At 65.8% G+C, this 12483-nt stretch carries 13 protein-coding genes; 3 read left to right on the forward strand and 10 right to left on the reverse strand.

What is annotated here, in order from left to right; translation table 11 throughout:
• Positions 1-12: 12 nt before the first annotated feature.
• From HRUBRA_RS00530 to HRUBRA_RS00560, 7 genes are read right to left on the reverse strand one after another with little or no spacing between them, the layout of a single operon-like run.
• Positions 13-930, reverse strand: a complete 918-nt coding sequence (locus HRUBRA_RS00530; protein WP_035513449.1) for a GNAT family N-acetyltransferase — start codon at positions 928-930, stop codon at positions 13-15.
• Complete coding sequence (locus HRUBRA_RS00535) at positions 920-2050, reverse strand: cupin domain-containing protein (protein ID WP_035513450.1); 1131 nt, start codon at positions 2048-2050, stop codon at positions 920-922. Before HRUBRA_RS00535 ends, HRUBRA_RS00530 begins: the two co-directional genes overlap by 11 nt.
• Before the next feature lie 4 nt (positions 2051-2054).
• Positions 2055-3425 (reverse strand): adenylosuccinate lyase, encoded by a 1371-nt coding sequence (gene purB / locus HRUBRA_RS00540; protein ID WP_035513452.1) that lies wholly within the window; start codon positions 3423-3425, stop codon positions 2055-2057.
• 28 nt (positions 3426-3453) lie between these two features.
• Complete coding sequence (hflD, locus tag HRUBRA_RS00545; RefSeq protein ID WP_035513453.1) at positions 3454-4083, reverse strand: high frequency lysogenization protein HflD; 630 nt, start codon at positions 4081-4083, stop codon at positions 3454-3456.
• Positions 4084-4085: 2 nt separating this feature from the next.
• Positions 4086-5180, reverse strand: coding sequence for a tRNA 2-thiouridine(34) synthase MnmA (gene mnmA / locus HRUBRA_RS00550; RefSeq protein ID WP_035513455.1), 1095 nt, complete (start codon positions 5178-5180; stop codon positions 4086-4088).
• Positions 5177-5629, reverse strand: coding sequence for an NUDIX domain-containing protein (locus HRUBRA_RS00555; RefSeq protein WP_035513456.1), 453 nt, complete (start codon positions 5627-5629; stop codon positions 5177-5179). Before HRUBRA_RS00555 ends, mnmA begins: the two co-directional genes overlap by 4 nt.
• Entirely contained in the window at positions 5626-6198 is a 573-nt protein-coding gene (locus tag HRUBRA_RS00560) for a pseudouridine synthase (protein WP_035513457.1), read from the reverse strand. Before HRUBRA_RS00560 ends, HRUBRA_RS00555 begins: the two co-directional genes overlap by 4 nt.
• A 152-nt stretch (positions 6199-6350) precedes the next feature.
• Between HRUBRA_RS00560 and icd the strand changes: the two genes are divergently transcribed.
• The 3 genes from icd (at position 6351) to clpA (ending at position 10708) form a co-directional block, all read left to right on the forward strand.
• Positions 6351-7604 (forward strand): NADP-dependent isocitrate dehydrogenase, encoded by a 1254-nt coding sequence (gene icd / locus HRUBRA_RS00565; protein WP_035513458.1) that lies wholly within the window; start codon positions 6351-6353, stop codon positions 7602-7604.
• A gap of 451 nt (positions 7605-8055) precedes the next feature.
• Positions 8056-8406, forward strand: a complete 351-nt coding sequence (gene clpS, locus HRUBRA_RS00570; protein WP_201771497.1) for an ATP-dependent Clp protease adapter ClpS — start codon at positions 8056-8058, stop codon at positions 8404-8406.
• 19 nt (positions 8407-8425) lie between these two features.
• Entirely contained in the window at positions 8426-10708 is a 2283-nt protein-coding gene (gene clpA / locus HRUBRA_RS00575) for an ATP-dependent Clp protease ATP-binding subunit ClpA (protein WP_035513459.1), read from the forward strand.
• 18 nt (positions 10709-10726) lie between these two features.
• Here the strand turns inward: clpA and infA are convergent, their stop codons facing one another.
• From infA to aat, 3 genes are all read right to left on the reverse strand, one after another.
• Positions 10727-10945 (reverse strand): translation initiation factor IF-1, encoded by a 219-nt coding sequence (infA, locus tag HRUBRA_RS00580; protein ID WP_035513460.1) that lies wholly within the window; start codon positions 10943-10945, stop codon positions 10727-10729.
• Positions 10946-11033: 88 nt separating this feature from the next.
• Positions 11034-11768, reverse strand: coding sequence for an arginyltransferase (locus HRUBRA_RS00585; RefSeq protein ID WP_035513462.1), 735 nt, complete (start codon positions 11766-11768; stop codon positions 11034-11036).
• Positions 11765-12478 carry a leucyl/phenylalanyl-tRNA--protein transferase gene (gene aat, locus HRUBRA_RS00590; RefSeq protein ID WP_052094227.1) on the reverse strand — a complete coding sequence of 238 codons (714 nt, stop codon included), beginning with the start codon at positions 12476-12478 and terminating at the stop codon, positions 11765-11767. Before aat ends, HRUBRA_RS00585 begins: the two co-directional genes overlap by 4 nt.
• Positions 12479-12483: the final 5 nt, after the last annotated feature.

Below are 12483 nucleotides of genomic sequence, written 5' to 3' on the forward strand. Positions count from 1 at the left end.
CCCGAGGCCTCTTCAGATATGCAGGGCGCGCAGTTCCGGCGTTTCCTGCCCCTGGCGCCACAGCACGTCGAAACGCTCCAGGGCCTGCGCTGCCCGGGGGCGGTCGTCGGGCTGGTAGCTGCCGCCGCTCAGTGGGTCGGCAGGCAGAGCGAGCAGACCATCCCGGTCGCGGATCACGCAGCTATCGCCGGGCCACTGCGGGTGCTCCGGCAGTTCGCGCAGGGACAGCTTACTGGGCAGGCGGCGGGCCAGGACGAGGAGGGCACTGCCGCGGGTTGTCAGAGCGCGCCCGTCGGCAACGAGGATGCGCACCTCCGCCTCCCGGGTCTCCCGGCAGAGGGCTGTAATCGCCTCCCTGAGACCGGGGGGCTCAAACAGCGCCGGGTCCAGAGCGGGGCTGAGCAAGGCCAGCTGTCGCCGGGCGCTGCGCGCCAGCGACAGCACGAGCGTGGCGAAGGGCTCCGGCTGGTACACCGGCGCCACAGGAACCGGGCAGTCAAGGAAGTCTATGGTCAGTGCCATGGCCACGTGCGGTATGCCTGCTTCCTCGAAGCGCTCCCCCTCGGCGGCAAAGCCCCGGCTCGCGTAGAAACCTTCGGCGTGAGCCTGGGCGTGGAGATAGACCCGGCGCAGACCGCGCTGCCGGGCTTCCTCGATCAGGGCGGCGAGTACCGCTGCGCCGACACCCCGGCCGCGCCAGGCCGGCAGCACGGCCATGCGGCCGATCTTGCCATCAGCGAGCAGCCGTCCGCAGGCGACGGCTTCGCCCCGGTCCCGGGCAATTACGTGCAGTGCGTCGCGGTCGCGGCCGTCCCATTCGATCTCCGGCGGTACCTGCTGTTCGTGGACGAAGACCGTTTCCCGAAGGCGCTGCAGCGTGGCTTCGTCCTGCGCCCAGCGGGCGCGCGTCAGCGTCAGCTCAGTCGACATCGATGGCCCCCTCTTCGAGGCAGTGCGCGAGCAGCCGCTCGCCGTCCGCCGTGGCGAGCAAGGTGGCGAGTTGGTTGCCGGCGAGGGCTTTGCCCGCCGCCAGCTCAAGCACACCATCGCGAAGCCCGCCCGCGACCCGCAGGGCGCAGCCGTTAGTGAACACGAGCAGATCGTCGCCATCGGCCTGCCAGGCGATGCGGGCGCCGGGACGGGGGGAGACCACGGCCTCCGCGTCAGCCAGGCGCCGCAGCGCCGCGTCGATTTCCTCCTCCCCGGGGGCCTCCACGTGTGGATTCTCCGTGACCAGCTCGCCGAACCAGTCATTATCCTCCAGCTGGTCGAGGGCGGCCTGCAGCTGCAGCCGGGCCCGCTCCAGGTCCCGGCTGCGGATTTCTCCGGCCCGTCGGGCGGGCTCGAGGTGCCGGTCCTGATAGAAAAGCTCGTTGTCCAGGGATTCGAGAGCCCGATCCGCCCAGCGAGAGACCATGTCGTTGAGGCGCGGTGCACGCAGCCCAAGGGAGTAGGTAGTGCAGGGACCCTCGGCGATTCCCCAGTGGGCGATGCGGGGCGGCAGGTAGAGAATGTCGCCGCACTCGAGGAGGTACTCCTGGCGAGTCTCGAAATCGGCAAGAAGGCGCAGCGTGGGGTGCGGCAGCAGCGCACAGTCACGGTCACAGTAGCCGCCGAGGTGCCAGCGGCGGCGGCCACTGCCCTGAAGCAGGAAGACGTCGTAGTTGTCGTAGTGCGGCCCTACGCTGCCGCCGTCGGTAGCCCAGGACACCATCACGTCCTCGATGCGCCAGCGTGGAATCGGGGCGAGGGTGTCGAGGAGGGCGGCAACCGCCGGTGACCAGCGGTCGACGCCCTGAACGAGCAGTGTCCAGGGATGATCGCGATGGAAGTCTTCCGGGGCGAAGGGCCCGTCGGTCTGCCTCCAGCCATCGGGCGCGCGCTCTACGATACGGGCCTCAGCGTCGGGCTCCATGGCGAGCCCCGCAAGGTCATCGCCGTCCAGGGGCGGGGCAAAGGCCGGCAGCGCGCCGCGAAAAAGCCGCGGCCGCTGCTGCCAGTCCCGGGCGAGAAAGGCCTCCCAGTCGATGGCGAGCGGCTCAGGGGCCACGGCTTCAGTCCAGGGCGCGGGCCTGATAGGCCGCGTTGCCGGTGTAGCTGCCGGGGGTCAGGGCGCAGAGCTCGGCGCGGGCGGCTTCCGGCAGCTCAAGGCCGTCAATGAAAGCGGCGAGGCGCTCCGCGGTAATGCCCTGGCCGCGAGTCAGCTCCTTGAGCTTTTCATAGGGCTGCTCGATACCGTGGCGGCGCATCACGGTCTGCACGGCCTCTGCCAGCACTTCCCAGGCGCCGTCGAGGTCCGCGGCCAGGCGGGCCTCGTCCAGCCCCAGCTTGCCCAGGCCCTTTTCGAGGCTGGCATAGGCGATAAGGCTGTAGCCGATCGCCACGCCCATGTTGCGCAGCACCGTGGAGTCCGTGAGGTCCCGCTGCCAGCGGCTCACCGGCAGCTTGCCGGCGAGATGCCCGAAGAGCGCGTTGGCGAGGCCCAGATTGCCCTCGGCGTTCTCGAAGTCGATGGGATTGACCTTGTGCGGCATGGTCGAGGAGCCGACTTCGCCGGCGACGGCCCGCTGGCGGAAATAGCCAAGGGAAATGTAGCCCCAGGCGTCACGGCTGAAATCGATGAGGATGGTGTTGATGCGTGCGAGCGTATCAAACAGCTCTGCCATGTAGTCGTGGGGCTCGATCTGCGTGGTGTAGGCGTTGAAGGACAGCCCCAGAGACTCAACAAAGGCGCGGGCGTGGCCGGGCCAGTCGACGTCCGCATAGGCGGCCAGGTGGGCGTTGTAGTTGCCCACGGCGCCGTTGATCTTGCCGAGGTACTCGCAGCGGTCCAAGGTGGCGAGCTGCCTGCGCAGGCGGGCCACCACGTTGGCGAATTCCTTGCCCACGGTGGTTGGGCTGGCGGTCTGCCCGTGGGTGCGCGAGAGCATGGGCAGCCCCGCGTGCTCCCGGGCGAAGGCCGCCAGCGTGTCTTCGATTCGCGCCAGTGCCGGGCGCAACACGCCGCCGATCCCATCGCGCAGCATCAATGCGTGGCACAGGTTGTTGATGTCTTCGGAAGTGCATGCGAAGTGCACGAATTCGCTGATTGCCGCGAGTTCCGGGCTGTCGGCGATGCTTTCCTTGAGGAAGTATTCTACCGCCTTGACGTCGTGGTTGGTCGTCGCCTCAATGGCCTTGACCCGGGCGGCGGCCTCGGGACCGAACGCCTTGAGCAGTTGTTCCAGTCGCGCCGTTGCATCGCCCGACAGGGGCGGCACCTCGGCGATTCTTGGATGGGCAGCGAGCTGCTGCAGCCAGCGCACCTCCACAAGCACGCGGCGCTTGATCAGTCCATATTCGCTGAAGATGTCGCGAAGGGCGCGGGTTTTGTCGCCGTAGCGACCGTCGATCGGCGAGACCGCGCTTAAGGCCGAAAGCTCCATGGGTGCCTCCCCGGAAAAAGCCGGGATGTTACACCACCCCAAGTTCCCGGGACAGCGCCTGGCAGGTGGCCAGAAGCCGGCGGCGCTCAAGGACCAGGCGCCAGCGGCGGCCGCCGAGCTGGCGCCATAGATAGGCTGAGCGCACGCCCGCCAGGAGCAGGGCGCGAACGGTGTCGGCCATGCGCGGATCCTGCAGGTGCTGGGCACTCCCGGTGACCTTGATGCGGAAGCGGAGCGTGCTCAGGGTGTCCTGGTAGATCCCGGCAATGCTCTGGCACACCGGACCGACATGGCTGCTGAAGTGCTCGGCTTTGAAGCTTGCGTGCTCCAGGCGAGAGTGGACCACCGCCATCCGTTCGGGATCTGCGGCGAAACGTCGTTCCAGATAGAGCAGGGCGAAAAGGTAGCGGACCACTTCCCGATGCTCCGGAGCCTGCCGGTTGGCGAGGACAGCTGCCAGGGTATCGAGACCGAGCCTGACTCCCGGGAGGCCGTCGAAGACCGCCGCGGTGTCGGGGGCATCAAACTGAAACAGGCTGTGGATCGAGGCCGCCAGAAAATGGTCCGGGTAGCTGCCCGTGCGCGCTACCTGGTCGACCAGGCGGGCCGCCTGGGCGACGCCGGCCAGCGCGATGGCCTGGTCTCGCAGTGCAGTCACAGCTACGCCCCGCGCTCGATGATGGCGCCACCGAGGCAGCGATCGTCCCGGTAGAAGACCGCCGATTGTCCGGGGGTCACCGCCCGCTGCGGCGCATCGAAAACAACCCGGAGGCCCTCGCCCTCGCTGTGCACGGTACAGGCCTGATCCTGCTGGCGGTAGCGGATCTTGGCCGCGCAGCGCAGGGGCAGGGACGGCGTCTCGTCGCTGACCCAGGTCGGTGCACCGGTCCACAGGGATTGCTTGAAGAGCGCCGGATGATCGTTGCCCTGGGCGACCAGCAGCTCATTGGTGTCCAGGTTCTTGCCGACGACGTACCAGGGCGCTTCGTCGCGTCCGGCCAGGCCGCCGATGCCGAGCCCCTGGCGCTGGCCGATAGTGTGGTACATGAGGCCCTGGTGCCGACCGAGCTGCTCACCGTCGACGCTGACGATAGCCCCGGGCTGTGCCGGCAGGTACTGCTTGAGGAAGTCGCTGAAGCGGCGCTCGCCGATGAAGCAGATGCCCGTGGAGTCTTTCTTGTCATGGGTGACGAAGCCCGCGGCCGCAGCCAGTTCCCGTACCCGCGACTTCGGCAGGTCGCCCAGGGGGAAGAGGGTGCGCGCCAGCTCGCCGTGGCCGACGGCGTGGAGGAAGTAGCTCTGATCCTTGGCCGCATCGAGCCCCTTGCACAGGGTGGCCCGCCCGGCTTCGTCCACCCCCCGACGTGCGTAGTGGCCGGTGGCGATGCAGTCGGCGCCAAGCTGCAGGGCATAGTCCAGGAAGGCGCGGAATTTGATCTCTCGATTGCAGAGTATGTCCGGGTTCGGTGTGCGGCCGGCCCGGTACTCGGCGAGGAAGTGTTCGAAGACGTTGTCCCAGTACTCGGCGGCGAAGTTGGCGCCGTGCAGGGGGATACCCAGCCGGTCGGCGACAGCCTGGGCGTCGGCGTAGTCGGCCTTCGCGGTGCAGTACTCGGTGCCGTCATCCTCGTCCCAGTTTTTCATGAACAGACCCTCGACCCGGTAGCCGGCCTCCAGAAGCAGGAGGGCGCTTACCGATGAATCGACGCCGCCGGACATGCCGACGATGACGGTCTTGGAGGCGTTCCCGGTCATGAGTCGAAGAGCAGGTCCAGAGGGTGGATGGCGCCGGCACGATGACGCTCTAAGGCGGCGAGCACCAGCGGGCTGCGCAGTTTAGCAGAACGCTCGAGGATTTCCTCGTAGCGGAGCCAGTGCACTGCGGTGATGTCCGCGTCGATCTCGTCCGATGCGCGGTGCGTTACGGGGCTTGCGAGGAAGGTTGTGCGCAGGAAGCTGGGCGCCCCGGCGGGCGGCGTATAAAGAGATACACCGATCACCCCGGTGAGGACTACCTCCCAGGCGGTCTCCTCGCGCACCTCTCGCCGGGCCGCGGCGGCCAGCCCCTCGCCCGGCTCCAGGTGTCCGGCAGGCTGGTTGAACACGAGTTCGCCGGTCGCCTTGTCGCGCTCTTCCACGAGCAGGTAGCGGCTGCCATCAAAGACCACTGTGGCCACGGTGGCACGCGGCGTCCAGCGTTTCATCGGCGCCTCCGGGGCGCGGAGGCCGGCAGGTGTACCCGTGTCTGCCGCCCCTGGCCCGGGGCGAGGTCACCGAGGATCCAGTCGGCAACGGCGATGCGCACCAGGCGCAGCGTTGGCAGGCCGACGGCGGCGGTCATGCGCCGCACCTGACGGTTACGCCCCTCGCGGAGGGAGAGCTCCAGCCAGCAGTCCGGCAACGTTGGACGGCTGCGCACCGGCGGCTGTCGGGGCCAGAGCGGCGGTGCGGGTACCCGGCGGACGCGCGCAGGCAGCGTCGGGCCGTCCTTGAGCAGCGGTCCGGCGCGCAGCGCGTCAAGCTGTGCCTCGCTGGCTGCACCCTCAACCTGGGCCAGGTAGGTTTTCCAGTGCCGGTACCGTGGATTGGCGATGCGCTGCTGCAATGCCCCGTCGTCGGTGAGCAGCAGCAGACCCTCGGAGTCGTAGTCGAGGCGGCCGGCGGGGCGGAAGCCCGGTGCGTCGAGGTAGTCGGCCAGGGTGCTGCGACCCTCGCCGTCGGTAAACTGGCTGAGGACCCGGAAAGGCTTGTTGAACAGGATGATCTCGGCCACAGGGCTCTCCCGCTACGGCGACTAGGGCGGCCTCGGCGCGCCTCGGAAGGAGAGTCCCGGGGGTTATTCTGGTACACTCCGTACCGCTTGAGCAGGGCCCCTGCACGGCGCTCCGCGCTCGACATCCAACCATACTGTATTGGAGATATTCAATGGGCTATCAGCACATCCAGGTGCCCGAGACGGGTGAACGCATCACGGTCAATGACGACCACAGTCTCAGCGTCCCGGACAACCCGATCATCCCTTACATCGAGGGGGACGGCATCGGCGTGGATATCAGCCCGGTCATGATCAAGGTGGTCGACGCCGCTGTCGAGAAGGCCTATGGCGGCAGCAAGAAGATCTCCTGGATGGAGATCTATACCGGCGAGAAGGCCGCGGAACTCTACGAAGGCGACTGGTTCCCCGGCGAGACCCTGGAAGCCATCAAGACCTACTCCGTGGCTATCAAGGGTCCGCTGACCACACCGGTCGGTGGCGGCTTCCGCTCCCTGAACGTGGCTCTGCGCCAGGAGCTGGACCTCTACACCTGCCTGCGCCCGGTGCGCTGGTTCGAGGGTGTGCCGTCGCCGGTGAAGAATCCCGGTGACTGCAACATGGTCATTTTCCGCGAGAACTCTGAGGATATCTATGCCGGTATCGAGTACCAGGCGGATACCGACGAAGCGAAAAAGGTCATTGATTTCATCATCAACGAGATGGGCGCCACCAAGATCCGTTTTCCGGAGAACTGCGGCATTGGTATCAAGCCGGTATCGAAAGAAGGCACGCAGCGCCTGGTCCGCAAAGCGATCCACTATGCCATCGATCAGGACCTGCCCTCGGTGACTCTCGTGCACAAGGGCAACATCATGAAGTTCACCGAGGGCGCCTTCCGCGACTGGGGTTACCAGCTTGCGCAGGAAGAGTTCGGCGGCGAGCTCCTCGATGGCGGTCCCTGGGTTGAAATCAAGAACCCGAACACCGGCAAGCAGATTATTATCAAGGACGTGATCGCCGACGCCATGCTGCAGCAGGTGCTGACCCGGCCGAAGGATTACAGCGTCGTCGCCACCCTGAACCTGAACGGCGACTACCTGTCTGACGCCCTGGCGGCCCAGGTCGGTGGTATCGGCATTGCGCCGGGCGCCAACCTGTCCGATACGGTAGCCCTGTTTGAGGCCACCCATGGCACGGCACCCAAGTACGCCGGTCAGGACAAGGTGAATCCCGGCTCGCTGATCCTCTCCGCCGAGATGATGCTGCGCCACCTCGGCTGGAACGAGGCGGCGGACCTGATCATCAACGGCATGAACGGTGCCATTCAGGCCGGCACGGTGACCTACGACTTCGAGCGTCTGATGGAAGGCGCCACCCTGGTCAGCTGCTCCGGCTTCGGCGACGCGCTCATCGAGCACATGTAAGGGTCTTGCCCCGCGTCAAAGGCCCGCTTGTGCGGGCCTTTTTTTTAATTTTCTGGCAGGTGTCCGGGATTGCTACGGGGTACTCCCGGGGGGCGCTGTTTAGTCCGCGCTTGCCGCAGCATGCCGGGGCAGCTGCTGGAGGGTGCGCCCAGTCGCTCCCCGATACACGCTTTGTGGGCGCACCCTCCAGCAGCCGCCCCTACCGCCGTGGAGCCGGCCACGCCGCGCCGGGAGCTGCACACAGCGGCAGGGTTGAGGGCCGGATGCTTCTCTCACAAAGCGTGTATCGGGGAGCGACTGAGAGAAGCATCCGGCCCTCAACCCGGAATCGTGCGACGCACGGTTCCCACTCCCAGCAGCTCCCCCGACACCGCTGGGATTCAAGGAGATTTGTCTTATAATGCTTGCGTTGGTAACGAATCCGAGGGAGCCGAAGAGCAGTATCGTGAGCATGATGCGCAGCCGTTTCACCGAGCGCCTGTCGGCGCAGGAAGACGACGCCGATGGTGGTCTTGCGCTGGAAAACGCGCAGCCCGAGCTCAAGAAGCCCCCGCTGTTCAAGGTCGTTCTGCTCAATGACGATTACACGCCGATGGAGTTCGTGGTCGAAGTTCTGGAGCAATTTTTCCTCATGAATCGCGAGCAGGCCACCCAGGTCATGCTCACGGTGCACACTCAGGGTAAGGGCGTCTGCGGCGTCTACACCCGCGATATCGCCGAGACCAAAGCGGCGCAGGTCAATCAATACGCACGAGAGCACCAGCATCCGCTGCTGTGCGAAATCGAGGCATCGGAGGGTTGAACCCCGGGGAGCACTGGCCATGCTGAGCAAAGATCTTGAGCAGACGCTCAACGACGCGTTTCGGGCAGCGAGGGCGCGCCGGCACGAGTTCATGACCGTGGAGCACCTGCTCCTCGCCCTCCTTGACAACAATGATGCGATCCGCGTGCTGAAGGCCTGCGGAGCGGCGCTCAGCAACCTGCGCGGGGACCTCGTCGAATTCATTGACTCGACGACGCCACTTATCCCCGAGGACGATGCCGAGCGGGAGACCCAGCCCACCCTGGGGTTCCAGCGCGTGCTGCAGCGGGCCGTGTTTCACGTCCAGTCCTCGGGCAAAAGCGAGGTCACCGGCGCCAACGTGCTGGTGGCAATCTTCTCCGAGCAGGAGAGCCAGGCCGTCTACTTCCTGAAGACCCAGAGCGTCACCCGCCTGGATGTGGTCAACTACATCACTCACGGCATCTCCAAGGTCTCCGACGAAGAGGGCGAGGACGAGCAGATTCCCGGTGCGACGGCAGAGGCGGGCGCCGAGGAGGCCGAGGCAAACCCGCTCGACACCTATGCGACCAACCTGAACGCCGAGGCCGAGGCGGGCCGCATTGATCCGCTTATCGGCCGTATCGCCGAGGTCGAGCGGGTAGTGCAGGTGCTCGCCCGGCGGCGCAAGAACAACCCGCTGCTCGTGGGCGAGTCCGGTGTCGGCAAGACGGCGATAGCCGAGGGCCTGGCCAAGATGATCGTCGATGGTGAGGTGCCGACGCTGCTCAAGGACGCCAGCGTCTACGCGCTGGACCTCGGCTCGCTCCTCGCCGGCACCAAGTACCGGGGTGATTTCGAGAAGCGTTTCAAGGGCCTGCTTGCCGAGCTGAAGCGTCGCGAGGGGGCCATTCTGTTCATCGATGAGATTCATACCATCATCGGCGCCGGTGCCGCCTCCGGGGGCGTCATGGACGCCAGCAACCTGCTCAAACCCCTGCTCACCTCCGGCAAACTGCGCTGCATCGGATCTACCACCTTCAGCGAGTACCGCGGCATTTTCGACAAGGACCGGGCGTTGTCCCGGCGCTTCCAGAAAGTCGATGTGCTCGAGCCCAGCCCGGACGATGCCTACAAGATTCTCAAGGGCCTCAAGTCGCGCTTTGAGGAGCACCACGGCCTGCGCTACACAGACAAGGCCCTGCGCGTTGCCACAGACCTGTCGGCGCGCTACATCACGGACCGCTTTCTCCCGGACAAGGCCATCGATGTAATCGATGAAGCCGGCGCCTTCCAGCAGCTGCAGCCGCCGTCCAGGCGCAAAAAGGTTGTTGGCAAAAGCGACGTTGAGGCGGTCGTGGCGAAGATTGCCCGCATCCCGCCAAAGACCGTGAGCAGCAACGACAAGGAAGTGCTCGCCAAGCTCGAGAGCAACCTGCGCATGGTGGTCTTCGGCCAGGACAAGGCTGTGGGCGCGCTGGCTACCTCCATCAAAATGGCCCGGGCCGGGCTCCGCGGTGGCGACAAGCCCATCGGTTCCTTCCTCCTTGCCGGGCCCACGGGCGTCGGCAAGACCGAGGTGACCCGACAGCTTGCCAACATTCTCGGCCTCGAGCTCATCCGCTTCGACATGTCAGAGTACATGGAGCGGCACACGGTCTCCCGGCTCATCGGTGCACCCCCCGGCTACGTCGGCTTCGACCAGGGCGGTCTGCTCACGGAGGCTGTCACCAGGCATCCGCACGCGGTGGTGCTCCTCGACGAGATCGAGAAGGCGCATCCGGAAGTGTTCAATCTGCTGCTGCAGGTCATGGACCATGGCACGCTGACGGACAACAACGGTCGCAAGGCTGATTTCCGCAACGTCATTCTGGTCATGACCACCAACGCCGGTGCCGAGAACATCAGCCGGCGCACCATCGGCTTTACTACGCAGGATCACAGTACGGACGCCATGGAGGCGATCAGCAAGTTGTTTACGCCGGAGTTCCGTAACCGCCTCGACAGTGTCGTGCAGTTCGAAGCGCTCGGTGAGGACGTGATCCTTACGGTAGTCGACAAGTTCCTGTCGGAGCTGCAGGGTCAACTGGACGAGAAGCGGGTATTGCTGGACGTCGACGAGGACGCCCGCCTCTGGCTGCTGGAGAAGGGTTATGACCGACACATGGGCGCACGGCCCATGGAGCGGGTGATCCAGGAATACATCAAGAAGCCCCTGGCAGACCTCGTACTCTTCGGGCCGCTGGCCACGGGCGGAACCGCTTTCGTACGCCTGAACCAAGCCGGTGATAAACTGGAAGTGCGGGTGGAAGAAGAAGAGGCCGCGCTCGCCGAGGAGGGTTGAGCGCCTGCCCGGGGCGCCTCAGCGCTCGCGGTAGGTGATACGCCCCTTGGTGAGGTCATAAGGCGTCAGCTCCACGCGGACCTTGTCACCGGTGAGGATACGGATGTAGTTCTTGCGCATCTTGCCGGAGATATGGGCCGTGACGACGTGGCCATTCTCCAGCTTGACGCGAAAGGTCGTGTTGGGAAGGGTGTCGATGACTTCCCCTTCCATCTCGATCTGGTCTTCCTTTGCCATATGACCCCGGGGTCCTGAAACGACGAGCGCGCATTTTGCCGCAAAGCTCGCCGGAGTTCCACCAGCCCGACAACGACAGATCGGGCGCTCAGAAAAGCCCGTCGTCCTTGCTAGGATCCACTGCCTGCCAGCGGTTCTCCCGGAATAGCTCCAGGGGCCGGTATTCTGCTTTGTAGGTCATCTTGCGGCAGTTGCGAATCCAGTAGCCCAGATACACGTGGGGCAGTTCCCGTGCCCGGGCCGTCTCCAGCTGCCAGAGGATGGCGAAGCGTCCGAGACCCCGGTCGGCGGCATCGGGATCGAAGAAGGTGTAGATGGCCGATAGGCCGTCGAGCATTTCATCCACCACCGCCACGGCCAGCAGCCGATCGTTTTCCCGGAACTGATAGTAGCGGGTGCAGTCCCAGGCGTTGCTTAGAAACGACTCGTACTGTTCCCGGTCCGGGGGATACATGTCGCCGTCGGCATGGCGCTCGCGGATGTAGCGCTCATAGAGCCCGTAGCATTCGTCGTCGCGGATATGGCCCGCTTCGTGCACGGCAAGATCGCTGTTGCGGCGCCAGCTCCGGCGCTGGCTCCGGTTCGGCTGGAACTGGTCCACGGGGATGCGGGCCGGGATACAGGCGTTGCAGTGCGCACAGTGGGGCCGATAGATGTGATTGCCGGAGCGCCGGAAACCGAGGAGCGACAGGTTGGTGTAGAGGCTCTGGTCGACCGGCTGCCGCGGGTCGATGAACAGAGTCGTTGCCTCCTCCTGCTCCAGGTAACTGCAGCGATGGGGGTAGGTGGTGTAGACCTTGAGATCCCGCAGTGAAGACGTCACGCCAATGCTCCCGTGTCTTCCGGCAGGCGCCAGGCGCCCGCCGCCATCTCGTCGGTCACAGTTTGGGCAAGCATAGCCTCGAAGTCCACTCGGGGGATGAGGCGGGCCCCCAGGGAAAGAAGATGCTCCGTTTCAACCTGGCAGTCGATGACGCGGCCGCCGCCCTCGCAGAGCAGGTGGGCGAGGCCCGCCAGGGCTACCTTGGACGCATCCGGAGAGCGGCTGAACATACTCTCACCGAAGAAAGCACCGCCAAGGCAGACCCCGTAGAGGCCGCCGGCGAGGCGGCCTTCGCGATCCCAGGCCTCGATGCTGTGGGCGTAGCCGGCATCGTGGAGGGCGGCATAGGCGGTCTCCATGCGCGGCGAGATCCAGGTTCCGTCCTGGTGAGGCCGTGGCGCGGCGCAGGCCGTCATGACCTCGCGAAAGCAGCGATTGACGGAAAGCTGGAAGCGCTGCCGGCGGAGGGTGCGGCGCAGGCTGCGAGCGCAGTGGAACTCGCTCGGGAAAAGCACCAGGCGGGGGTCCGGGGTCCACCAGAGCACGGGCTGCGGCTCCTCGAACCAGGGAAAGATGCCACGCCGGTAGGCGGCAAGGAGCCGTCCGGGGGAAAGGTCCTCGCTCACGGCAAGGAGGCCGTTGGGATAGCTCAGGGCCTCCCTCGACGGCGGAAAGGGGTCGTCCGGTGCCAGGAAGGGAAGCAGCGGCACGGCGC

This window comes from Pseudohaliea rubra DSM 19751 (assembly GCF_000764025.1).
Taxonomy (GTDB): domain Bacteria; phylum Pseudomonadota; class Gammaproteobacteria; order Pseudomonadales; family Halieaceae; genus Pseudohaliea; species Pseudohaliea rubra.

Excerpts from the sequence above, each read along its gene's own strand:
- HRUBRA_RS00530 (WP_035513449.1), bottom strand. The coding sequence starts at position 930 with ATGTCGACTGAGCTGACGCTGACGCGCGCCCGCTGGGCGCAGGACGAA.
- purB (WP_035513452.1), bottom strand. The coding sequence starts at position 3,425 with ATGGAGCTTTCGGCCTTAAGCGCGGTCTCGCCGATCGACGGTCGCTAC.
- mnmA (WP_035513455.1), bottom strand. The coding sequence starts at position 5,180 with ATGACCGGGAACGCCTCCAAGACCGTCATCGTCGGCATGTCCGGCGGC.
- HRUBRA_RS00555 (WP_035513456.1), bottom strand. The coding sequence starts at position 5,629 with ATGAAACGCTGGACGCCGCGTGCCACCGTGGCCACAGTGGTCTTTGAT.
- icd (WP_035513458.1), top strand. The coding sequence starts at position 6,351 with ATGGGCTATCAGCACATCCAGGTGCCCGAGACGGGTGAACGCATCACG.
- clpS (WP_201771497.1), top strand. The coding sequence starts at position 8,056 with ATGATGCGCAGCCGTTTCACCGAGCGCCTGTCGGCGCAGGAAGACGAC.
- clpA (WP_035513459.1), top strand. The coding sequence starts at position 8,426 with ATGCTGAGCAAAGATCTTGAGCAGACGCTCAACGACGCGTTTCGGGCA.
- infA (WP_035513460.1), bottom strand. The coding sequence starts at position 10,945 with ATGGCAAAGGAAGACCAGATCGAGATGGAAGGGGAAGTCATCGACACC.